We start from the raw sequence: 21,146 nt of genomic DNA, 5'->3' as shown, positions 1-21,146 counted from the left end.
GCGGCCCGGCGGACGCCGAAGGGCCGGACTCCCGCGGGGGGTCCGGCCCTTCGGCGCGTGCGGCTACTCGGCCTTGATGGCGTTGAGCATGTTCAGCTTCGCCGCGCTGCGCGCCGGCCACATCGCGGCCAGGACGCCGACCAGTCCGGCGAGCAGCAGGAAGATCCCGATCCGGTCCCACGGCAGGACCAGCGCGTACCCCGGCAGGCTGTTCTTGACGGTCTCGCCGATCGCCCAGCCGAGGAACGAGCCGAGGGCGATGCCGACGACCGCGCCGTACAGCGAGATCACCACGGCCTCCAGGCGGACCATCCGCTTCACCCGGCGCCGGTCGAGTCCGATCGCGCGGAGCATGCCGATCTCCTGCTGCCGTTCGAACACCGACATGGCGAGCGTGTTCACCACACCGAGCACGGCGATGATCAGGGCCATCGCCAGCAGGCCGTACATGATGTTCAGCATCATGTTGATCATGCCGCCGAACTCGTCGCGGATGTCCTGATGGTCCATGACGGTGATCGCCGGGTTGTTCCCGAGGGCGTCGACCAGCGCCTTCTCGTTGGCGGCGCTCCCCCCGCCGTCCATCGTGATGAAGATGGAGGGGATGTACGGCTTGGTCTCGTGCGGGGCGACGACCTTCCGGTCGATCAGGACGGGCGAGAGGAACTCGCTGTCCCGGTAGACCGCGCCGACGGTCAGCGTGCCCTTCTTCTCGTCGTTGTACGTGACGGGCAGGGTGCTGCCGACCTTCCAGCCGCGGGACTTCGCGGTCTTCTCGGCCACGGCGATCTGCCCCCGGCCCAGCGAGTCCAGCGAACCGGCGGTCCGCTCGACGTTCAGGACCTGCTCGACGTCACCGGGGGTGACGGCGGACGCGGAGGTGAACTCGCCGCCGATCTCCAGGTACGCCGCCTGCTGCGGCGACACGGCGGTGACGCCGGGGGCCTTCTCCAGGGCGGTCAGCGCGGACTGGTCGAGGAAGCCCCCGCCGGCCATGCGGACCATGTAGTCCGCCTTGATCTGGTCGGTGGTCATCCTGTCGATGGACTGGCCGACCGTGACGCCGAGCACCGACAGGCCGGTGACCAGGGTGAGGCCGATCGCCAGCGCGGAGGCGGTCGCGCCCGTGCGGCGCGGGTTGCGGACGGCGTTCTGCCCGGCGAGCTTGCCGGAGATCCCGAAGACCCCGACCATCAGCGGCCGCACGGCGGCGATGAGCGGCCGCGACAGCAGCGGGATCAGCATGATCACGCCGATCAGGGCGAGGAACGCGCCGCCGGCGATGAGGAAGCGCCCCGTCTCGCCGCCCTCCAGGGCGCCGTAGACGATCAGCCCGCCGCCGATCAGGGCCAGCCCGCCGCCGATGCTGTTCCGCACGACCAGCGACTTCTGGGTGGGCGCCGCGTGCAGGCTGTTCATCGCGGCGACCGGCGGGATCTTCGCGGCGCGGCGGCCGGGCAGCCACGCGGCGAGCATCGTGACGACGAGGCCGACGCCGAGCGCGGACAGCACGGGCGTGACGCCGAGGACGAGCGGGCCGTCCGGCACCTTCAGGTCGAACGACGCCATGCCGGAGCGCAGGCCGGCGGCCAGTCCGATGCCGAGGAGGTAGCCGGCGGCGGAGGCGACCAGGCCGACGATCGCGGCCTCCGCCAGCACCGAGCGGGTGATCTGCTTGCGGGACGCGCCGACGGCCCGCATCAGCGCGACCTCCTTGGTGCGCTGCGCGACGAGCATGGTGAACGTGTTGGCGATCAGGAAGACACCGACGAAGAGGGCGATCCCGGCGGCGCCGAGGAAGATCTGGTTGAAGGCGCTCAGGCCCGCCTCGATCTCCTTGGCCTGCTGCTCGGCGAGGACCTTGCCCGTCTGCGCCTCCGCGTGCTCCGGCAGCAGCGGCTCGATCGCGCCGAGGAGCTTCGCGTCGTCGGCGCCGGGCGCCGCGGTGACGGTGACGTCCGCGAAGTAGCCCGGCTTGAGGAACAGCCGCTGCGCGGTCTGCGTGTCGAACAGGACCAGGCTGCCGCCGGCGCTGACGCCGCCGTCGTCGGTGGTGAAGACGCCCTGGAGGCGGTACTCCTCCACCGGGCCGTTGGTGGCGACGCGGACGGTGTCGCCGACCTCGTACCCGCCCTCGGCGGCGGTCTCCCGGTCGAGGGCGATCCGGCCGCCGGAGACGGGGCCGCCGCCCTCGACGAAGTCGTACCGCGGGTCCTTGCCGTCCTTGCCGGGGGCGAAGTTGGCGCCCTTGTTGGACCACCCGACGCCGATCAGCTTGCCGGCCTCGTCGGGCACGCCGGCGAAGCCCTCGACGCGGCCGGTGGCGGTGGCGACGCCGTCCACCCCGGCGATCCGGTCGAGCGTGGCGCGGGAGATCCCGGGCTCCTGCTTCGGGTCGTCGGGGTCGGCGTGGGAGCTGACGGCGACCGCGACGTCGTCGTAGCTCTTGGCGGACTGCTTGGTGAAGGCCTGGTCGAGGGTGTCGGTGAAGACGAGGGTGCCGGAGACGAAGGCCACGCCGAGCATGACGGCGAGGACGGTCATCAGCAGCCTGGCCTTGTGCGCGAGCACATTGCGCAGGGCGGTACGGAACATGAGGTGTGTCCTGGGGTGGAGGGGGCCGGTGGCGGGAGGGGCGGGGCGCGGGGCGGGTCCGGCGCCCCGGTCAGCTGGTCCGGCCCTTGGTGTCGAACTCCTTCATGCGGTCCAGCACCCCGTCGGCGGTCGGCGCGAGCATCTCGTCGACGATCCGGCCGTCCGCCAGGAAGATCACCCGGTCGGCGTAGGACGCGGCGACCGGGTCGTGGGTGACCATCACGACCGTCTGGCCCAGCTCCCGCACCGAGTTCCGCAGGAAGCCCAGCACCTCGGCGCCGGAGCGCGAGTCGAGGTTGCCGGTGGGCTCGTCGCCGAAGATGATCTCGGGCCGGGAGGCCAGGGCGCGGGCGACGGCGACGCGCTGCTGCTGGCCGCCGGAGAGCTGCGCCGGCCGGTGGCCGAGCCGCCCGGACAGGCCGACCATGTCGATGACCCGGTCCATCCACTGCCGGTCCGGCTTGCGGCCCGCGATGTCCATGGGGAGCGTGATGTTCTCCAGGGCGGTGAGCGTCGGCAGCAGGTTGAACGCCTGGAAGATGAAGCCGATCTTGTCCCGGCGCAGCTGGGTGAGCTGCTTGTCCTTGAGGGAGCCCAGCTCCGTGTCGCCGATGCGGGCCGAGCCGCCGGAGAAGGTGTCCAGGCCGGCCACGCAGTGCATCAGGGTGGACTTGCCGGACCCGGACGGGCCCATGATCGCGGTGAACTCGCCCTGCGGGAACTCCACGGTGACCCGGTCGAGGGCGACCACCCGGGTCTCGCCCTGCCCGTAGACCTTGGAGAGATCCGTGGCGCGGGCGGCCACCGCGGTGGCGCGGCGTGCGGTCGTCGGGGTGGGGATCACGAGGAGGGCTCCTGTCACACATGGGTTCGTCGAGGACCGTTCCATCGTCCGCGCCGCCACCCCCGCCGGTCGTCCGTCCGCGTGCCCGTTCCGGGGGCCCTCTGGAGTCTGACGGCGCGCTCCGCCCCTCCTCCTGAGGTATGACGGCGCCCCTGAGACCCCCACCGGGACGGCGTACGGGGGCGGGAGCCGGCCCCGATGGCGAGGACTCGCCGTGGACGGACGGCGACTTTCCGTCATTCCACCGGGACGGCATGTGCGGCCGCGAACCCCGCGCCGCTGCTGCGCAACGCCCTCGATGTGGCCTGACGCACCCTCAGAACTCAATAAAATAAGACAACATCGGGCCACTCTTCCGCTGTTCGAGGGAAGCGCCCGGATAGGCTCGTGTGCTGACGCGGGGCACTCACGCGTCATGCCCGGATGGTGGAACGCAGACACGGCGAGCTTAAACCTCGCTGGCCTACGGCCGTGCGGGTTCGAGTCCCGCTCCGGGCACCGACGGCTCGGGGAGGTTCCGGCGCGACACGGGGGTTGCGTGATCGAGACCCAGGAGCGGAAAGATCCTCCCCGAGCACTAGGGTGTTTCCTTTGCTCCCCCATTACTCTTGTTCCAAGGCCGCGCACGGCGGCCATGGAGGAGTGAGATGAGGAGCAGCAACCCGGTCTTCTCGCGACGGGGGTTCAGCCGCGACAACGGCTACGCGGGCTTCAACGCGCAGCAGCAGGCCGGGGGCCCCGCCGCTGGAACCAACCCGTACGCGACGAACCCGTACGCGACCAACCCCTACGCCCAGCAGGACGTCCAGCAGGGTGTCCCGCCGCAGGCTTCGGCGCACACCGGTGCCATGACCATCGACGACGTGGTGACCCGCACGGCCATCACGCTCGGCACGGTGTTCGTCACCGCGACGCTCGCCTGGCTCCTGCTGCCGGTCGACCCGGCCAACCTCGGCAAGTCGTACGGCATCGGCATCGGCGCGGCCCTGGTGGCCTTCGTCCTCGCGATGGTGCAGTCCTTCAAGCGCAAGGCGTCGCCCGCCCTGATCCTGGGGTACGCGGCGTTCGAGGGCGTCTTCCTCGGCGTCATCTCCAGCGCCGTCTCGACGTACGTCACGGCGGGCGCCGTCCCGCAGGCGGTGCTCGGCACGATGGCGGTCTTCGCCGGCGTGCTCATCGCGTACAAGATGCGCTGGATCCGCGTCACCCGCCGCTTCTACGGCTTCGTGATGGCGGCCGCGATCGGCTTCGTCCTGCTGATGGCGGTGAACGCGCTGTTCGCCGTCTTCGGCGGCGGTGACGGCCTGGGCTTCCGCAGCGGCGGCCTCGGCATCGTGTTCGGCCTCATCGGCATCGTCCTCGGCGCCTGCTTCCTTGCGCTGGACTTCAAGCAGGTCGAGGACGGCATCGCCTACGGCGCTCCGCGCGAGGAGTCGTGGCTGGCCGCGTTCGGCCTCACCATGACCCTGGTGTGGATCTACCTGGAGTTCCTGCGGCTGGTGCAGATCTTCGCCGGCGAGGACTGACCGCCCCGCAGTCGGTGAAGGGCCCGCCCGGTTCGTCCGGGCGGGCCCTTCGGCGTCGTGCGGACCCGCCGCCTACAGCAGCTTGCGCGCGGCACGCCGCAGGTCGTACTCGTGGATGATCGCCTTGGCGTGGCCGTACGCGAGGTCGTGCTCGCTCCGGAGCCAGCTCACCTTCTCCTCGAAGCGGATGAGGGAAGGGCCTTCCTCGACGGTGCGAAGCCAGTCGGACACTTCACGGCCCGTGCAGTGGGGGATGCGGGAGAGCAGATTTCGATGGGTCTCTTCGGAGAAGACGTGGGACATCGGCGCCTCCGGACGCTGTGCGCGAGTGCTCCTTCACGTCACCGTGCCCGAGTGTTCGCCCGTTGGCAACAGTGCCGTACCGGCGCATAGGGTCGCGGCGTGCACGATACGACGGAACTGGACGAGGCCGTGGGCATGCTCGCCGACCGGCTGCGGGCCGCCCCGCAGAGCCGGCTCAGGCAGGGCGCGGCGGCGGAGGGGCTCGCGCTGGCCAGGGAGCTGGCGGAGCGGGCGCAGCGGCTGGAGGGCGCGGCGGAGGTGCGCGTCATGCCCGACGCGGGGGTCTTCGCGGTGGGGGACCAGCTGGCGGTGGCGGGCGCGGACCTCGCCGAGGCGCTGCGTGCCGCCGCGCGCCGGGACGGTGCGTCCGGGGCGGCGCCGGGCGGGGAGCTGGCGGACGCGGTGGCGTCGGTCCGCGCGGCGGCGGCGCGGGCGGGCCTGTAGGGGCGGCGCCTACAGGGAGGCGATGACGCGGTCGGCGAGGATGTAGACGTTCTCCTCGTCGCCGCAGGAGAACGTCAGGGCGTACGCGCCGGAGACGCCCGACCCGCCCAGCAGGAACGGCGTGGCGCCCTCGCGCAGGGCCTCGGCGAGGCGTTCGGCGGTCTCGCGGTGCCCGGGCGTCATGCACAGCGTGGTGCCGTCCTCGAAGACGTACACGTCGAGCGTGCCGAGCGGTCCGGGCCGCACGTCGGTCAGCGCGGTGCGCGCGGCGGCCAGCTCCTCCAGGCGCGCCACGGTCCGCTCGTGGTCGGTGACGACCGGCGTCTGGACGGGCACGAAGTCGGGGTGCGAGGGGTGCCGGCGGCGGGCCGCGGCCAGCTCGGGGGAGTCCTCGGCGTACTCGGGGCAGTCGCCCGCCCCGGCCGGCTCCGGGAACTCGCCGCCCAGCAGGCCGGGCAGGTCGGGCAGCTCCGCGCCGGTGAAGTCGCCCAGCGGGTCGGTGTCGTACTCGGCGTCGAGGTCCAGCGCCTCCAGGCCCGCGAAGTCGGACTGGCGCGGCACGAAGTAGGGGCCGTCGTCGCCGACGCCGCCCAGCGGGCCCGTGGCGCCGCCCAGCAGGGAGGCGGGGGAGTCGGAGGCGTCCCTGGCCTCCTGGGCGGCCCAGAAGGCGCGGGCCTCCGCCAGCTCGCGCTCGCGCTCCTCGGCGAGGGCCTCGGTGACGGCCGCGCGTATCTCCTCCGCCATCGTGGCGTCCGCGGAGCGGGCGTGCGGGACGGTCGGAGCCCGGCCCGCCGCGCCGAGGACGGCCGCGAGGTCGGTGCGCAGGGCGGTGATCTGCCGGCGCAGCCCGTGAGTGGTGTACAGGGCAGCGGCGCCCACGGCCGTGGCGGTGGCCGTGGTCAGCAGCAGGGCGAGAGACATGGCGCTCACTGACTTACTCCCGGTTTCAATCGATCCCCCGCACTTCCTACATCAGCTTGTCCCGGCTGTGGACCCGGTGTCAGTGCATTACGTCACGAATTGGACAGTTTTCTTCTGCTGATGTTTCGCGCTCCCACAACGATGACCTGCACAAACGAATCTCCCCCAGGAGATAGGTCACATCCTGGGGGAGATTCGGTCACGGCTGGGACGCGACGCGGTTCACGGGGGTCGGATCAGGAGAGCCGCTCGATCACCATGGCCATGCCCTGACCGCCGCCGACACACATGGTCTCCAGGCCGAACTGCTTGTCGTGGAACTGGAGGCTGTTGATCAGGGTCGTCGTGATGCGCGCGCCGGTCATGCCGAAGGGGTGGCCGACGGCGATGCCGCCGCCGTTGACGTTCAGCTTCTCCAGCGGGATGCCCAGGTCCTTGTAGGAGGGGATCACCTGGGCGGCGAACGCCTCGTTGATCTCGACCAGGTCGATGTCGTCGATGGTGAGGCCGGCGTGGGCGAGCGCCCGCTTGCTGGCCTCGACCGGGCCGTACCCCATGATCTCGGGGGAGAGGCCGGAGACGCCGGTGGAGACGACCCGGGCGAGCGGGGTCAGGCCCAGCTCGCGCGCCTTCGTGTCGGACATGACGACGAGGGCGGCGGCGCCGTCGTTGAGCGGGCAGCAGTTGGCGGCGGTGACGCGGCCGTCGGGGCGGAAGACCGGCTTGAGGCCCTGCACGCCCTCCAGGGTGACGCCCGCGCGGGGGCCGTCGTCCTTGCTGACCACGGTGCCGTCCGGGAGCGTCACCGGGGTGATCTCGCGCTCCCAGAAGCCGTTCTTGAGGGCCTGCTCGGCGAGGTTCTGCGACCGCACGCCGAACTCGTCCATCTCCTGGCGGCTGACGCCCTTGAGGAGGGCGAGGTTCTCGGCGGTCTGGCCCATCGCGATGTACGCGTCCGGCACGGTGCCGTCCTCGCGCGGGTCGTGCCACTCGGAGGCGCCGTTCTCGGCGGCGGCCGCGGTGCGGGCCTGCGCCTCGGCGAAGATCGGGTTGTGGGTGTCGGGCAGGCTGTCGGAGTTGCCCTTGACGTACCGCGAGACCGTCTCGACGCCCGCGGAGATGAACACGTCGCCCTCGCCCGCCTTGATGGCGTGCAGGGCCATGCGCGTGGTCTGCAGGGACGAGGCGCAGTAGCGGGTCAGGGTGCAGCCGGGCAGGTGGTCCATGCCCATCTGCACGGCGACGATGCGCCCCAGGTTGTAGCCCTGCTCGCCGCCCGGCAGGCCGCAGCCGAGCATGAGGTCGTCGATGTCCCGCGGGTCCAGCTCGGGGACCTTGGCGAGGGCGGCCTGGATGATCGTGGCGGTCAGGTCGTCGGGCCGCAGGTCCTTCAGCGAGCCTTTGAAGGCCCGGCCGATGGGGGAACGGGCGGCTGAGACGATCACGGCTTCGGGCATCACGGCTCCAGGGTGGGCGGGTGTGCGACTCAGAGGGAAGTTACCCCTACGTAGAGCCGGGGTCACCGCATGCGGGGTGTGACCCCCACCGCATTTCTAAGCGCCCGCTCAGTCGCTCCTCCCGGGCCGCGTCCGGACGGGGCCCCTCCGGACCGGGCCTTCCCGGACGGGGCCCGGGGCGGGGCGGGCGGGCGCGTCACGCCGGGGCGCCGGCGGTGGGGGGCTCGGGGGCGGCGGACTCCGTCAGGCGCCGGCGGCGGCGGTGCTTGAGGAAGGCCCACGGCCCGCGGGCGCCCGTGACCTCCGTACCCGCCTCCTCGGCCGCCTCCGCCGCCGCCACGGCCACCGGCAGCATCCCCTCCCGCCGGTCCGCGTCCAGCCGCTCGGGCTCCGGCCACACGCCCAGGACCGCGCACACCGTCGGCAGCACCGCCATCGCCGCCGTGGCGTACCCCTCCGCCGACGGGTGGTAGTTGTCGGCGCCGAACATCTCCCGCGGGTTCGCCGCGAACTCCGGCCCCAGCAGGTCGCCCAGCGACACGGTCCGGCCGCCCTGCTCCACCGCCACGATCGTCTGCGCCGCCGCCAGCTGCCGCGACAGCCGCCGCGCCAGCCAACGCAGCGGCTGGTACACCGGCTCGATGGTGCCCAGGTCGGGGCAGGTGCCGACGACCACCTCGGTGCCCGCGGCGCGCAGCCGCCGCACCGCCTCCGACAGGTACCGCACGGACTGCGTGGGCGGCATCCGGTGCGTGACGTCGTTCGCGCCGATCATGATGACGCAGGCGTCCGGGATCCGCCCCGGCCGGGTGAGCAGCAGGGCGACCTGCCGGTCCAGGTCGTCGGAGCGGGCGCCGGGCAGGGCGACGTTGCGCAGCTCCACCGACCGCTCGGCCACCTCGGCGAGCCCGGAGGCGAGCAGCGCGCCCGGGGTCTGGCCGGCGCGCCGCACGCCCTGGCCCGCGGCCGTGGAGTCGCCCAGCATGGCGAGCCGCAGCGGCACCCCGTCGAAGCCGCGCCCGTACAGTCCGTCGGCCGCCGGGGGGAGGGGCGCGACACCGCCGCCCACGGACCGCTTCGCCAACTGCATCTCGGCCAGCAGCACCCCCGCCGCGGCCACCCCCAGCAGCCCGATGCCGCCGCCCCCGTACGCCGCACCCGCGGCGATCCGCCGTGCCACCCTCGCCCTCGACATAGGCGCGGCCACCTCCTCCGTACCGTCTGTGAGCTAACTGCCCCGGAACCGTGCCCGCCTACGCATCCACTCGGCTTACGCTGGCTGGACCATTACGGAGACCCCGGAGACTTACGGTGCAAATCCACGACTCGATGATCAGCCTCGTCGGCAACACCCCGCTGGTGAAGCTCAACAGTGTGACCGCGGGCATCCAGGCCACGGTCCTGGCCAAGGTCGAGTACTTCAACCCCGGCGGTTCGGTGAAGGACCGCATCGCCCTGCGCATGATCGAGGCGGCCGAGAGGAGCGGCGAGCTGCGCCCCGGCGGCACCATCGTCGAGCCGACGTCCGGCAACACGGGCGTGGGACTGGCGATCGTGGCCCAGCAGAAGGGCTACAAGTGCATCTTCGTCTGCCCCGACAAGGTGTCCACCGACAAGATCAACGTGCTGCGGGCGTACGGCGCCGAGGTCGTCGTCTGCCCCACGGCGGTCGACCCCGAGCACCCGGACTCGTACTACAACGTCTCCGACCGCCTCGTCCGCGAGACGCCCGGCGCCTGGAAGCCGGACCAGTACTCGAACCCGAACAACCCGCGCTCGCACTACGAGACCACCGGCCCCGAGCTGTGGGAGCAGACGGACGGGAGGATCACCCACTTCGTCGCGGGCGTCGGCACGGGCGGCACCATCTCCGGCACCGGCCGCTACCTCAAGGAGGTCAGCGACGGCAAGGTCAGGGTCGTCGGCGCGGACCCGGAGGGCTCGGTCTACTCCGGCGGTTCCGGCCGGCCGTACCTGGTCGAGGGCGTCGGTGAGGACTTCTGGCCGTCCGCCTACGACCAGAAGGTGACGGACGAGATCGTCGCCGTCTCCGACAAGGACTCCTTCCAGATGACCCGCCGCCTCGCCAAGGAGGAGGGCCTCCTCGTGGGCGGCTCCTGCGGCATGGCCGTCGTCGCGGCGCTGCGCGTCGCGGAGGGCCTCGGCCCGGACGACGTCGTGGTCGTCCTGCTGCCGGACAGCGGCCGCGGCTACCTCTCCAAGATCTTCAACGACGAGTGGATGGCGGACTACGGCTTCCTGGAGGACACCGGCCCGTCCGCGCGCGTCGGCGACGTCCTGCGCCACAAGGAGGGCGACATCCCGAAGCTGGTGCACATGCACCCGGAGGAGACGGTCGGCGAGGCGATCGAGGTGCTCCGCGAGTACGGCGTGTCGCAGATGCCCATCGTCAAGCCGGGCGCCGGGCACCCGGACGTGATGGCCGCCGAGATCGTCGGCTCGGTCGTCGAGCGGGAGCTGCTGGAGGCGCTGTTCGCCCAGCGCGCCTCCCTCAACGACCCGCTGGAGAAGCACATGAGCGCCCCGCTCCCGCAGGTCGGCTCGGGCGAGCCGGTCGAGGACCTGATGGCCGTCCTGGGCCGGGCGGACGCGGCGATCGTGCTGGTCGAGGGCAAGCCGACCGGCGTGGTGAGCCGCCAGGACCTGCTCGCCTTCCTGGCCCGCGACGGCAGGTGACGACCGGGCGGACGGGGTTCGCGCAAACGGTACGGGGACGTCACATGGAGGCAGCGTCCGCTTAACACGCGTCCGGCACCGTAGGGGTCGTCGGCGTCACGGACCTCCGGAGCGGCTCCCGGACCTCCACGGACGTCGCGGACGCGGCGACCGGCCCTGACCCGGGCCCGTGTCCCTCGCGGGGACCGCCGTCGTCCCGCCCCCCGGACATCCGGGGGTGCGGCGGTCCCCGCGCAAACGCCGAGGGGGGCCGGTCCGAACGGACCGGCCCCCCTCGGCGTTCCCGCGCGCCGCCCCGGGGCGCGGGGGCGGACGCCCGGGAGCCGGACGCCCGCCCCGGCGGGTCCTCAGCGGGCCCGCGCGGCGCGGACCTCGTCGGCGTCCGGGAGCAGGTCCGTGATGAGCGTCCAGATCGCCTTCGCGTCCGTGCGCACGAGCCGGAACGGGCTCGCCGGGGTGAGCTGCTCGGCCGGCAGGGGCTCCTCGGGCAGCTCGCGCAGCCAGTAGCCGAGCGGCCCGCAGTCCCAGACGGCGAGGCCGCGCCCCTCGACGCCGTCCTGCCCGTCCTGGCGGCCCTGCCAGGCGGAGGTCATCCGCCAGCTGCACCGCAGCTCCGTGACCATCTCGGCGAGGAGGGACAGGGCCGGCTCGCCGAGCGTGCCGCCGGCCGCCAGGGCCTGCCGCACGGCGGCCCGCTCGTCGTCGGCGGTGCGGCCGGGGCCGGCCGTGGCCTTCAGGGAGGCGAGCGCGTCCTCGATCCCGGAGACGGTCGTCTCGACGGTCGTGAGGGCCGTCTGCCGGGCGGCGGGGGTCTGGCGGAGGTTCACCATCGAGGCGAGCTTCCAGATCAGCGTCTTCGGCTCGACGAGGGAGTACTCCTCCTCGGTCTCGCCGGGCCACGCCTCGTGCGCGACGACGTGCTCGTCGCCGATGAACACGCCGTGGCGGAGCATGCCCTGGCGGCTGCCCGCCTCCAGGGAGATGATCACGCCGGGCGAGAGGAAGGTCTGCACGAGCGGCAGCAGCGCGTGGGCGAGCCGCCCGTCGGCGGTGACCAGGCCGCTGTCCTCGACCTCCTTGCGGGCGGCGGCGAACTCCTCGGCCGGCTGCCGGCCGGCCCCCAGTTCGGAGAGCACGATCAGGTGCTCGTCGGACAGCCGGAAACGGGGCCGGGAAACGTCAATGGAAGGCATACACCACTCACTCGGTAGGTCGGGCTCGGAACGTCGGGCACCCGGCGGGCCGGTGCCGGCACGTCAGTACGTCGTCTCCGCCCAGAAGCTGAACATCCTCTTGAAGCCGGCCCGCACGGCGCCGCGCCGCGTGAGGACCGACCGGTCGACCCCGGCGAACAGGGCGGCCAGGGCGAGGTCCGCGGGCAGCACCCGCCCGGCCGCCCGCAGCGTCACCCGCCTGCCGCCCCCGATGCCCGTCTGGTGGGCCGTGACGACGACGCCGGGGTCCTCGTCGTCGGGGAGCCGCTCCAGCCGGTAGGCGCGCTTGCCGAGGGCCGTCAGCCGGTAGTCGTCGCCCAGGTACCGCATCCGCAGGGCGCGCCCCCGGTGGGTGAGGGCCCACCGGTTGCGCTCCATGGCGACGAACCGCCCGTCGACCCGGCACGTGGCCTGGTTCAGGGTGGGCTGGCTCACCAGGTCCGAGAGCAGGCCGCGCGTCTCGAACCTGGCGGTGGGAAGGCCACCACCGCTCACCTCCGCGACGACCGCGTTGGAGGCGTGCGGCAGCGCGGGCCAGACCACGCGCACGTCGCCGAACTCCGGCGAGGTGCCGATCCAGCCGGACTGCCGCGGTTCACCCGGTGTCCTCTCCGACTTCCAGTGGACGAGCGCGAACGGGGTGAGGGTGGTGTGCATGGCTTCCCTTGGTCAGTCGAAGGGGTTGAGGGCGCTGCCGACCTTCTTCAGGCCGCTGCCGAGGTCCTCCGCCCGGTCGCCGACCCAGTCGCCCGCCTTCTCCAGGCCGTCCCCGATGGCCTCCCGGTTGTCCCAGGCGAGGCAGCCGGCGTAGACGAGGCCCGTGCCGATGGCCACGCCGGCCGTGATCGGGCTCGGGGCCACGGCGAGGGCGGTGAGCGAGCCGTTGAAGGCCGTGCCGCTGAGGTCGGTGGCGAACTTGAGCGGCTCCGCCTTGATCATGTCGGTGTTGTACGTGGCGAGGTTGGCCACGCCGTACACGGTGGCCGCCGCGCTGCCGACGACGCCCGCGCCGCGGATCCAGCCCGCGGCCTTGGCGGCGTTGGCGAGGCCGCCCTGCTGGGCGACCCGCGCGAGGTTGGTCTCCGCCGCGGTCGGGATGAAGTACCGGTTGTTCTTCGTCAGGTACCCGCCGAACGCCGCCGCCTCCTCCGAACCGGTGAGGGCGGAGACGAGGCTGGGCGGCAGCTTGTTCCAGACGCTGTTCGCCCCGGCGAGCATCATCCGCTCGTTGATGCGGCTCGTCAGGAACGTGCCCGGGGCGGTGACCCTCTTGCCGTCCTTGAGGTACTGGAACAGCTTGAAGCCGCTCTTGACGGACGTGCCGAGGGCCAGCGCGAAGGCGCCGGCCGTGACCGTCCCCTTCTGGACGCCGGCGAGCAGGTCCGCGAGCTGCTTGTTGCCGGTCAGCTTCTCGACGCCGTCGCGCTGGATGCGCGCGAGCCAGTCCTCCAGCGTCTCGTCGTCGCGCATCGCGAACGAGGAGAGGTCCATGCGGTCCCGGCGCTGCTTGTCGTCCGCCTGGGCGACCGCCGCCGCGTCGCCGTTGAAGCCGCCGGTGGTGCCGTCGTTCTTGCCGCCCCCGGAGTCCTTGACGACCGCTTCGAGGTCCTTCTGGAGGTCCTTGTCGGCGTCGTCGAAGGCCTTGACGCAGCCCTTGATGTACTCGGCCCAGGACTGCTCGCTCTCCCGGACGCCCTTGGCGAACTCCGGGTCGTTGCGCAGGGCGGCGCGCTCGGCGGGGGTGGCGCGCTCCGTGTCGTAGGAGACGTTGCCCTGCTCGGAGACCCGCATGCCCTCCTTGACGGCGTCGGCGCGGGCGTTCTCCAGCTTCTGCTTCAGCTCGGTGAACTGCTGGTGCGCGTTGCGCAGCAGCGTGGCCGTCGCCTTCGCCTGGGTCTGCGCGGCCTGGTACTCGTAGCGGGTCGCGGCGAAGTTCATGCCCGCCGCGGTCGCGCTCTCGCCCTGCCAGGAGTCGTCGAGGGTGATCTTCTCGATGCTGTCCCGGTAGCGCTTCTCGACCTTCCCGAACTCCTCGGCCATCGACTGCCACTTGTCGGCGGCCGAGGACAGCTTCTTGAAGTCGGTCGACATGACCTCGTGATACGTCAGCATGCTGCGCCCCGGCTCAGATCTTGTCCAGGCCCGACGGGACCTTGCGGATCTGGCCGCCGCGGTCCGTGTCGACACCGGAGAGGATGGTGTTGGTCTGGCGCAGGCCGTCGCGTTCCTTGCCGAGCCGGCCCATGAGGGTCTTCACCTGGCCCTCCCAGGTGGTCTGCACCTTCTTGAGGGCGGAGCCCGTGGCCCAGCCGCCGAAGGTGCTCACCGCGCTCTCGGTGGCCTCGGCCGCGTGCTTGCCCGCCGTCTGGGTCTTGGTCATGATCTCGTTCTGGATGGTGTTCGCGGCGGCGCTCTTCGCGGCCGCCGACGACACCAGCTTGCCCCCGCCCCCGCCCTGGTCCGCGGGCAGCTGGTTCAGGCGCATCGACGTGTCGAGCCGTGCCGCCGCCTCCGTTCGCAGCTGGGCCCATTCCTCGTCGAATCCCATGTGCGCGACCCCCGATGCAGGTAAACGATTTTGCGCCGCATTCTACGACCGGAACGATAAGGCGCCGGAAGTCATCACGCAGGGCCCCGGGGGTCCGGTTCCCGTGCCCAAGTGGACGGTGAGCGGCGGCGATCCGGGAAGTGTGGGGATCCGGTGGAGAAGGTGGAGGGGCGGCCGGAAAAGGGGGATTCCGGTCGTTCGTCCACCGGCGCCCGGGAGCGTTCTCGACGCGGCGCCCGGGCGCCGTCCGCCCCGGTTTCGCGGGGGAGCCGGCCTTGCATATGGTCTATTCAGTCACCTCGGTGACTGAATAGACCAGAGGTGGAGGACAGGGCAGGGCATGAACGACACCCCCGGCGCACGGCTCCAGGCGCTCTTCGAGGGCCACCGGCTGACGCCGACGCAGCGGCGGATCGCCCACTGGATGGTGCGGCGCGCCGCCGACGTGCCGTTCCTGTCCAGCGTGGAGCTGGCCGAACTGGCCGGGGTGAGCCAGCCGTCCGTCACCCGCTTCGCCGTCGCCCTCGGCTTCGACGGCTACCCCGCCCTGCGCAGGTACCTCCGCGAGGTCGCCCCCGCCGAGCCGGCCCCCGCGGGCCCGGGCGGCGCGCCCGCCGGGGACGCCCCGGCCAACGAGTACCAGCAGGCCGTCCACGCCGAGATCGAGAACCTCCGCCACCTCGCGGGCCTGCTCGCCGACCCCGCGCCCGCCGAGCGGGCCGGCCGGCTGCTCGCCGCCTCCCGCCCCCTGCCCGTCCTCGGGCTGCGCGCCGCCGCCGCCCAGGCCCGCGGCTTCGCGTACTTCGCCGCCAAGGTCCACCCGGACGTCCGGCTGCTCGACGAGGGCGGCTCGATGCTCACGGACCGGATCGACACCGCCGTACGGGCCGGGGCCACCGCCCTGCTCTGCTTCGCGCTGCCCCGCCACCCGCGCGAGGTCGTGGACGCCCTGGAGTACGCCAGGTCCGCCGGGCTGACCGTGGTGACCGTCGCCGACTCGGCGTTCGCGCCGGTCGCCCGCCACAGCGACCTGCTGCTCCCGGCCGCCGTCGGCACCGCCCTCGCCTTCGACACGGCGTGCGGGCCGATGCTCCTGGGGCGGGTGCTGCTGGAGGCGATGTGCGACGGGCTGCCGGACGCGCAGGCGCGGCTGGAGGAGTTCGACGCGCGGGCCGCCGCGCGCGGGCTGTTCGTCGAGTAGCGCCGGGCCGCCTCTCTCAGGGAACTCTCACGGACCGTCGGTACCCTGCCCGGCGCACACCCGCAGCACAGCCGAGGCAGAAGGAGGACGGGACGTGGCGCGCGGAGGAGAGTCGCTGGCGAGGGTGGCCGTGGCGGTACGGGCCACGGCGGCGCCCCTGTGGTGGTCGGGGATCCTCGGGGCGGCCGTGGGGACGCTGTCGCCCGGACTGGTGGGACGGCGCGTCGGACTGCTCGCGGGAGCCGCCCTGTTCCTGGTCGCGGCCGCGGCGGTGTTCCTCGCCCGGCGCGGCCGGTACGCGGGCCTGGCCGCCGGGGCCGTCCGGGCCGCCCGCGCGGACATCCTGCAGGACCGGGCCGTGACCATCCGCAACCGCCGCCGCGCCCGCCGCTGGTGGCTGCTCCCGGCGTTCCCGGTGGCCGTCGCGTCGTCGTTCGCGGTGCCCGCCGCGGTCGGGCTGCTCGTCGCGGGGCTGGGCGCCGGGCTGTGGCTGAAGGCGGTGTGGATCGGCCGCCGCGAGGTCGCCGACGACCGGCTGCTGTGGGTCGGTGCCGACCGGCCCGCCCGGGGCGGCCCGGCCGGCCGGCACGTCACCGCGTACCGGACGACGGGCATCGCCGCGGGCGACGCCGCACCCGGAGGGGCGCGGCGCCGCTGACGGCGGGGTGCCGGCGCGACGGGGCGCGCCGCCGGTCAGACCTCCAGTTCGCTCTCGATCTTCTTGAGCTGGTGGCGGGCCATCGCCAGGTTCGCCCGGTTCTTGTCGAGCGCGAGGTAGAGGAACAGGCCGTTGGCGCCGCGCCCCTTGAGGAGCCGGATCAGGTGGTACTGGGTGCCCAGCGTGATCAGGATGTCCTCGATGTCGTCCTGCAGGCCGAGCATCTCCATGGTGCGCACCTTCGCCCGCACCACGTCGGTGTTCCCGGCGGCGGCGACCGTGAGGTCCAGGTCCTTGCCGCCGCCGATCGCGCCGAGGGCCATGCCGCTCGTGTAGTCGACGAGCGCCGCGCCGAGGGCGCCGTCGATCACCGTGGTCGCTTCCTTGAGGGCTGTCTCCGCGTTGGCCATGAACGCGCACTTCCTTTCCATGTGGGTACGGGGTGTCCTGCGGGCCGCGGTGTCCCGGGCCGCCGTGGTGGGTCAGGGGGTGAGGTCGGGGCGTTCCAGGGCGCCGTCCACGAGTTCGGCGATGCGCGCGCCGGAGCGGCGCCCCTCCAGGTGGAGCCGGCCGACGTTGACGCGCGGCTCCGCGAGGAGCGTCAGCACCGCCGCGCCGCCCGCCGCGTACGTCGCCACGTAGCCGTGCTCGCCGCGCACCAGCAGCTCGCGGAACCCGCCGCGTCCCGTCGCGTCGGACAGCCGTACGGCGACGCCGAGCGCGGCCGCCGTCAGCGCGGCGACGCCCTCCGGCTCGACCTCCCCGGTGTCCTGGGCGAGGACCAGCCCGTCGACGCTGGCGGCGAGCGCCCCGGTCAGCTGGGGGACGCGGGCGCGCAGCCGGCGCAGCTCCCCGAGCACGTACGGTTCGGCCGTCATCAGTTGTCTCCTCTCGGCGCGCTGCCGCAGGGCGCGCCTCATGACGCGGGCCTCATGAGGGCAGGGGGGCGAAGCGGGCGGTCACAGGTGTGCCTCCAGGGCGTCGCGGACTCGGCGGAGCAGGGCGATGTCGGGGGGATCGGCCGTGGGTGCGGCGCCGCTCGGCGGTACGGGGGCGGGATCGGGGACGGGGGCCGGGGCGGGTGTCTCGACGAGTCCGGCGGCGGCCAGGCGCCGTATCTCCAGCACGGTGTGGAAGGCCGGCCGGCCCAGGACCCAGGCGAGCTGCGCCGGGGTGCGGACGCCGTCGGCGCGGGACAGCAGGGCGCGGCCGCGGGCGGTGACGCTCTGGCCGGGCGCGGCGGGGCGGGGGACGACGGGGGCGGCGTCGAGGGCGGGGTACGGCCAGACGTCGTCGAGCAGTTCGCGGCGCCGCAGCGTCTCCCGCTCCACGGCGGCGGCCGGCACGGGGCGGCCCGCGCCCGCGAGGCGGGGCTCGGCGCCGTAGCGGAAGCGGGCCGGGCCGCGGCCGGGGGCGAGGGCGAAGAACGCCGCGTCGAACAGGGCGCCCAGCCGGCAGATCTCGCGCTCGCCGGCGCCGATGCGCCGGGCGCGGGCGCCGTGCGGCCGGGCGGCCGAGCGGCGGTCGCTGCCGCCGGCCAGCAGGACGTCGAGGCCGGGGGCCACGGGGCTCTCGGCGTGCACGACCTGGCCGTCGACGAGGTAGAGGGTGCCGTGGTCGCGGACGAGGGCACCGGTCGCCCGGTCGGCCGCGAGGCGCCGCAGCAGGGGGGAGACGCCGCCGGTCATCACAGCACCAGCCGTTCGGCGAGGTCCCGCAGGCGTAATCGGGCGAGGGCCAGGTTGCCGGTGGAGCGGTCGAGCCACAGGTGCAGGAAGAGGCTGCTGTCGAAGTTCGTGGTGACGAAGCGGAGCACGTGGTAGCCGGTGCGGGTGGTGACGATGAGGTCCTCGACGGGGGCGTCCCCGTCGTCACCGGGACCGCCGCCGGGGCCGCCGCCGGGGGCCGGGGCCGGGGCGAAGGACTCGTACTCGGCGGCCGCGCGGGCCAGCTCGGCCGCCTCGGCGGCGCTGGTCTCGTGGTCGCCGACCGGGGACTCGCCGGCCGTGCCCAGGGCGAGCCCGCTGGTCCAGTCGACGAGGGCCGCGCCGCGCGCGCCCGGCAGGGTCATCGCTTCCAGCAGGCACTCGTCGATTCCGGGCACGCGGGCTCCCCTCCCATGGCGCTGACGCGGCGACCTCGGTAGCGGAGAGGTTACGCAACGTTCCACCCGCAGGTGGGACTTCTGGCATTTTCCTTTGGAACATGCTTCCGGCGCGGTAGGCTCCGCCGCTACTCCCGTACCAACGCGTCCCGCCGGTCCCCGCCCGACTCCGCGACGATCTCCGCGAGCGGCTGCGGCGGCCGTACGGTGGCGAACCGCACCGTCCCGTCCGGCCGGACCGTGCACCCGTACACCCCGGGCCTGGGCGGGGAGTTGTACGCGTAGTGGTGCGCGAAGCGGTACGCGCCGGTGTCCAGCGCCGCCACCACGTCGCCCGGCGCGAGCCGCGGCAGCGCCCGGGCCGCGGCGAGCGGGTCGCCGGCGAAGCAGGCCGGCCCGGCCACGTCCTGGTCGACGGCCGGCCCGTCCTTGGGCCGCCCCGGCGTCGTACGCGGCGATGCGCAGCGGCCAGGAGGCCGGGGCGTACATGGTGCGGGTGGCGACCTGGACGCCGGCGTGCGTGACGGCGATGGGCCGCGCGCCGGACGTCTTGGTGTACTCGACGCGGGCGAGCACCGTGCCGTGCTCGGCCGGCAGCGACCGGCCGAACTCGGTGACCAGCCCGTACCGCCCGTCGAACAGCCCCGGCACCTCGGCGGCGAGCAGCCGCGCGTACGCCTCGTACGTCGGGGTCTCCTCGTCCGACGCGAAGTTCACCGGCAGCGCGTCTCCGACGGCCGCGCGGACGGCCCGGTCACGACGGTCGGAAGCCATGTTCCCCAGCCAAACACCCGCCGCGCGCCCCCGCCGCTGTTGACTACAACTATTCAGTCGAGCAGGATGTGAATAGCTCACTCACAGAAGTGGCCGTCGTCCCAGTGGCCGCAAGGCCGAGCATCCGAGGAGGCACCCCCATGTCAGGACCCCGACCCGTACGGGCCCCGCGCGGTACGGAACTGAGCACCCTGGGGTGGCAGCAGGAGGCCGCCCTGCGGATGCTGCAGAACAACCTCGACCCCGAGGTCGCCGAGCACCCCGACAAGCTCGTGGTCTACGGCGGCACGGGCAAGGCGGCCCGCGACTGGCGCTCCTTCGACGCCATGGTCCGCACGCTGCGGACCCTGAAGCAGGACGAGACGATGCTCGTCCAGTCCGGCCGCCCGGTCGGCGTCATGCAGACCCACGAGTGGGCCCCCCGCGTCCTGATCGCCAACTCCAACCTGGTCGGCGACTGGGCGAACTGGGAGGAGTTCCGCCGCCTGGAGGCCCTCGGCCTGACCATGTACGGGCAGATGACGGCCGGCTCGTGGATCTACATCGGCACCCAGGGCATCCTCCAGGGCACGTACGAGACGTTCGCCGCCGTCGCCGCGAAGAAGTTCGGCGGCACCCTCGCCGGGACGATCACCCTGACCGCCGGCCTCGGCGGCATGGGCGGTGCCCAGCCGCTCGCCGTGACGATGAACGACGGCGTCGCGATCTGCGTCGACTGCGACCCGCGCGCCATCGAGCGCCGCATCGAGCACCGCTACCTGGACGTGCGGGCCGACTCGCTCGACCACGCCCTCCGACTGGCCGTCGAGGCCCGCGACGCGCGCCGCCCCCTGTCGATCGGCGTCCTCGGCAACGCCGCCGAGCTGGTGCCGCAGCTCCTGGCGATGAACGCCCCCATCGACATCGTCACCGACCAGACCTCGGCCCACGACCCGCTGTCGTACCTGCCGGTGGGCGTCGCCTTCGACGACATGGCGACGTACGCGGCGAAGGACCCGGCCGGGTTCACCGACCGGGCCCGGGAGTCGATGGCCCGGCACGTCGAGGCGATGGTCGGCTTCATGGACGCCGGCGCGGAGGTCTTCGACTACGGCAACTCCATCCGCGGCGAGGCGCGGCTCGCCGGGTACGACCGGGCGTTCGCGTTCCCCGGCTTCGTCCCCGCGTACATCCGCCCGCTGTTCTGCGAGGGCAAGGGCCCGTTCCGCTGGGCGGCCCTGTCGGGCGAGGCGTCCGACATCGCCAAGACCGACCAGGCGATGCTGGACCTGTTCCCGGAGAACGAGTCGCTGTCCCGCTGGATCACGATGGCCCGCGAGCGCGTCCACTTCCAGGGCCTGCCCGCCCGCATCTGCTGGCTCGGCTACGGCGAGCGCGACCGCGCCGGCGAGCGCTTCAACGACATGGTGGCCTCCGGCGAACTGGCCGCCCCGCTCGCCATCGGCCGCGACCACCTCGACTGCGGCTCCGTCGCCTCCCCGTACCGGGAGACGGAGGCGATGCTCGACGGCTCGGACGCCATCGCGGACTGGCCGCTGCTGAACGCCATGGTCAACGTCGCCTCCGGCGCGTCCTGGGTCTCCCTCCACCACGGCGGCGGCGTCGGCATGGGCCGCTCCCTCCACGCGGGCCAGGTCACGGTCGCGGACGGCACGAAGCTGGCCGGCGAGAAGATCCGCCGCGTCCTCACCAACGACCCCGGCATGGGCGTCATCCGCCACGTGGACGCGGGCTACGACCGCGCCGACGAGGTCGCCGCCGAGCGCGGCGTCCGCGTCCCCATGCGGGAGGAGGCGTGAGGGACGGCCACCCCGCCGTGGACGGGCGTCCCGCCACGGACGGTCACCCCGCCGTGGACGG

20 protein-coding genes, 1 tRNA gene and 1 pseudogene are annotated in these 21,146 nt (G+C 73.2%); 7 read left to right on the top strand and 15 right to left on the bottom strand.

Annotation, left to right across the window (positions count from 1 at the left end; all coding sequences use genetic code 11):
* Positions 1–63: 63 nt before the first annotated feature.
* A complete protein-coding gene (locus IE106_RS10715) occupies positions 64–2,595 on the bottom strand; it encodes an ABC transporter permease (RefSeq protein ID WP_189532412.1) in 2,532 nt (843 codons plus the stop codon).
* Positions 2,596–2,665: 70 nt separating this feature from the next.
* Complete coding sequence (locus IE106_RS10710) at positions 2,666–3,436, bottom strand: ABC transporter ATP-binding protein (protein ID WP_189533145.1); 771 nt, start codon at positions 3,434–3,436, stop codon at positions 2,666–2,668.
* A gap of 420 nt (positions 3,437–3,856) precedes the next feature.
* Here IE106_RS10710 and IE106_RS10705 point away from each other — a divergent pair.
* Together IE106_RS10705 and IE106_RS10700 are read left to right on the top strand one after the other, a co-directional pair.
* Positions 3,857–3,937 (top strand) — tRNA-Leu (locus IE106_RS10705).
* A 149-nt stretch (positions 3,938–4,086) separates the two neighbouring features.
* Positions 4,087–4,965, top strand: coding sequence for a Bax inhibitor-1/YccA family protein (locus IE106_RS10700; protein ID WP_189532411.1), 879 nt, complete (start codon positions 4,087–4,089; stop codon positions 4,963–4,965).
* Between the two features lie 72 nt (positions 4,966–5,037).
* Here IE106_RS10700 and IE106_RS10695 read toward each other — a convergent pair whose 3' ends face one another.
* The gene (locus IE106_RS10695) at positions 5,038–5,268 is read right to left on the bottom strand and encodes a DUF4287 domain-containing protein (protein ID WP_189532410.1); all 231 of its coding nucleotides are present in this window, start codon (positions 5,266–5,268) and stop codon (positions 5,038–5,040) included.
* Positions 5,269–5,367: 99 nt separating this feature from the next.
* On the opposite strand from IE106_RS10695, the gene IE106_RS10690 reads away from it, so the two are divergent.
* Positions 5,368–5,712 (top strand): hypothetical protein, encoded by a 345-nt coding sequence (locus IE106_RS10690; protein ID WP_189532409.1) that lies wholly within the window; start codon positions 5,368–5,370, stop codon positions 5,710–5,712.
* Between the two features lie 9 nt (positions 5,713–5,721).
* On the opposite strand, the gene IE106_RS10685 is transcribed toward IE106_RS10690, so the two are convergent.
* From IE106_RS10685 to IE106_RS10675, 3 genes are all read right to left on the bottom strand, one after another.
* A complete protein-coding gene (locus IE106_RS10685) occupies positions 5,722–6,633 on the bottom strand; it encodes a hypothetical protein (RefSeq protein ID WP_189533143.1) in 912 nt (303 codons plus the stop codon).
* Positions 6,634–6,869: 236 nt separating this feature from the next.
* A complete protein-coding gene (locus IE106_RS10680; RefSeq protein WP_189532407.1) occupies positions 6,870–8,090 on the bottom strand; it encodes an acetyl-CoA C-acetyltransferase in 1,221 nt (406 codons plus the stop codon).
* A 196-nt stretch (positions 8,091–8,286) separates the two neighbouring features.
* A complete protein-coding gene (locus tag IE106_RS10675; protein ID WP_189532405.1) occupies positions 8,287–9,285 on the bottom strand; it encodes an SGNH/GDSL hydrolase family protein in 999 nt (332 codons plus the stop codon).
* Positions 9,286–9,401: 116 nt separating this feature from the next.
* On the opposite strand from IE106_RS10675, the gene IE106_RS10670 reads away from it, so the two are divergent.
* Positions 9,402–10,787 carry a cystathionine beta-synthase gene (locus IE106_RS10670; RefSeq protein WP_189532403.1) on the top strand — a complete coding sequence of 462 codons (1,386 nt, stop codon included), beginning with the start codon at positions 9,402–9,404 and terminating at the stop codon, positions 10,785–10,787.
* Between the two features lie 347 nt (positions 10,788–11,134).
* On the opposite strand, the gene IE106_RS10665 is transcribed toward IE106_RS10670, so the two are convergent.
* From IE106_RS10665 to IE106_RS10650, 4 genes are all read right to left on the bottom strand, one after another.
* Complete coding sequence (locus IE106_RS10665) at positions 11,135–11,980, bottom strand: histidine kinase (protein WP_189532401.1); 846 nt, start codon at positions 11,978–11,980, stop codon at positions 11,135–11,137.
* 63 nt (positions 11,981–12,043) lie between these two features.
* Positions 12,044–12,658, bottom strand: coding sequence for a hypothetical protein (locus IE106_RS10660; RefSeq protein WP_189532399.1), 615 nt, complete (start codon positions 12,656–12,658; stop codon positions 12,044–12,046).
* Positions 12,659–12,670: 12 nt separating this feature from the next.
* Positions 12,671–14,113, bottom strand: coding sequence for a hypothetical protein (locus IE106_RS10655; protein ID WP_189532397.1), 1,443 nt, complete (start codon positions 14,111–14,113; stop codon positions 12,671–12,673).
* A 13-nt stretch (positions 14,114–14,126) separates the two neighbouring features.
* Positions 14,127–14,549: a hypothetical protein gene (locus IE106_RS10650; protein WP_189532395.1), complete on the bottom strand. Its 423-nt coding sequence runs from the start codon at positions 14,547–14,549 to the stop codon at positions 14,127–14,129.
* A gap of 340 nt (positions 14,550–14,889) precedes the next feature.
* On the opposite strand from IE106_RS10650, the gene IE106_RS10645 reads away from it, so the two are divergent.
* Positions 14,890–15,750, top strand: a complete 861-nt coding sequence (locus IE106_RS10645) for a MurR/RpiR family transcriptional regulator (RefSeq protein WP_189532393.1) — start codon at positions 14,890–14,892, stop codon at positions 15,748–15,750.
* Positions 15,751–15,844: 94 nt separating this feature from the next.
* Entirely contained in the window at positions 15,845–16,408 is a 564-nt protein-coding gene (locus tag IE106_RS10640) for a hypothetical protein (RefSeq protein ID WP_189532391.1), read from the top strand.
* Between the two features lie 35 nt (positions 16,409–16,443).
* Here the strand turns inward: IE106_RS10640 and IE106_RS10635 are convergent, their stop codons facing one another.
* From IE106_RS10635 to IE106_RS10615, 5 genes and pseudogenes are all read right to left on the bottom strand, one after another.
* A complete protein-coding gene (locus tag IE106_RS10635; RefSeq protein WP_189532390.1) occupies positions 16,444–16,818 on the bottom strand; it encodes a hypothetical protein in 375 nt (124 codons plus the stop codon).
* A 72-nt stretch (positions 16,819–16,890) separates the two neighbouring features.
* The gene (locus IE106_RS10630) at positions 16,891–17,328 is read right to left on the bottom strand and encodes a roadblock/LC7 domain-containing protein (RefSeq protein ID WP_189532388.1); all 438 of its coding nucleotides are present in this window, start codon (positions 17,326–17,328) and stop codon (positions 16,891–16,893) included.
* Positions 17,329–17,367: 39 nt separating this feature from the next.
* Positions 17,368–18,096 (bottom strand): transcriptional regulator, encoded by a 729-nt coding sequence (locus IE106_RS10625; RefSeq protein ID WP_189532386.1) that lies wholly within the window; start codon positions 18,094–18,096, stop codon positions 17,368–17,370.
* Complete coding sequence (locus IE106_RS10620) at positions 18,096–18,512, bottom strand: hypothetical protein (RefSeq protein ID WP_189532384.1); 417 nt, start codon at positions 18,510–18,512, stop codon at positions 18,096–18,098. Before IE106_RS10620 ends, IE106_RS10625 begins: the two co-directional genes overlap by 1 nt.
* 128 nt (positions 18,513–18,640) lie before the next feature.
* A pseudogene (locus tag IE106_RS10615) lies at positions 18,641–19,247 on the bottom strand (type III PLP-dependent enzyme domain-containing protein); the annotation flags it as partial.
* Between the two features lie 179 nt (positions 19,248–19,426).
* On the opposite strand from IE106_RS10615, the gene hutU reads away from it, so the two are divergent.
* Entirely contained in the window at positions 19,427–21,085 is a 1,659-nt protein-coding gene (gene hutU, locus IE106_RS10610) for a urocanate hydratase (RefSeq protein WP_189532382.1), read from the top strand.
* The last annotated feature ends 61 nt before the right edge of the window (positions 21,086–21,146 follow it).

The organism is Streptomyces roseolilacinus, from assembly GCF_014649335.1.
GTDB lineage: Bacteria > Actinomycetota > Actinomycetes > Streptomycetales > Streptomycetaceae > Streptomyces > Streptomyces roseolilacinus.
The sequence above is the reverse complement of the archived record's forward strand: the minus strand, read 5'-3'. Positions and strand labels throughout refer to the sequence as shown.

Excerpts from the sequence above, each read along its gene's own strand:
- IE106_RS10665 (WP_189532401.1), bottom strand. The coding sequence starts at position 11,980 with ATGCCTTCCATTGACGTTTCCCGGCCCCGTTTCCGGCTGTCCGACGAG.
- IE106_RS10635 (WP_189532390.1), bottom strand. The coding sequence starts at position 16,818 with ATGGCCAACGCGGAGACAGCCCTCAAGGAAGCGACCACGGTGATCGAC.
- IE106_RS10715 (WP_189532412.1), bottom strand. The coding sequence starts at position 2,595 with ATGTTCCGTACCGCCCTGCGCAATGTGCTCGCGCACAAGGCCAGGCTG.
- IE106_RS10660 (WP_189532399.1), bottom strand. The coding sequence starts at position 12,658 with ATGCACACCACCCTCACCCCGTTCGCGCTCGTCCACTGGAAGTCGGAG.
- IE106_RS10650 (WP_189532395.1), bottom strand. The coding sequence starts at position 14,549 with ATGGGATTCGACGAGGAATGGGCCCAGCTGCGAACGGAGGCGGCGGCA.
- hutU (WP_189532382.1), top strand. The coding sequence starts at position 19,427 with ATGTCAGGACCCCGACCCGTACGGGCCCCGCGCGGTACGGAACTGAGC.
- IE106_RS10675 (WP_189532405.1), bottom strand. The coding sequence starts at position 9,285 with ATGTCGAGGGCGAGGGTGGCACGGCGGATCGCCGCGGGTGCGGCGTAC.
- IE106_RS10655 (WP_189532397.1), bottom strand. The coding sequence starts at position 14,113 with ATGCTGACGTATCACGAGGTCATGTCGACCGACTTCAAGAAGCTGTCC.
- IE106_RS10700 (WP_189532411.1), top strand. The coding sequence starts at position 4,087 with ATGAGGAGCAGCAACCCGGTCTTCTCGCGACGGGGGTTCAGCCGCGAC.
- IE106_RS10680 (WP_189532407.1), bottom strand. The coding sequence starts at position 8,090 with ATGCCCGAAGCCGTGATCGTCTCAGCCGCCCGTTCCCCCATCGGCCGG.
- IE106_RS10645 (WP_189532393.1), top strand. The coding sequence starts at position 14,890 with ATGAACGACACCCCCGGCGCACGGCTCCAGGCGCTCTTCGAGGGCCAC.
- IE106_RS10685 (WP_189533143.1), bottom strand. The coding sequence starts at position 6,633 with ATGTCTCTCGCCCTGCTGCTGACCACGGCCACCGCCACGGCCGTGGGC.
- IE106_RS10625 (WP_189532386.1), bottom strand. The coding sequence starts at position 18,096 with ATGACCGGCGGCGTCTCCCCCCTGCTGCGGCGCCTCGCGGCCGACCGG.
- IE106_RS10695 (WP_189532410.1), bottom strand. The coding sequence starts at position 5,268 with ATGTCCCACGTCTTCTCCGAAGAGACCCATCGAAATCTGCTCTCCCGC.
- IE106_RS10630 (WP_189532388.1), bottom strand. The coding sequence starts at position 17,328 with ATGAGGCGCGCCCTGCGGCAGCGCGCCGAGAGGAGACAACTGATGACG.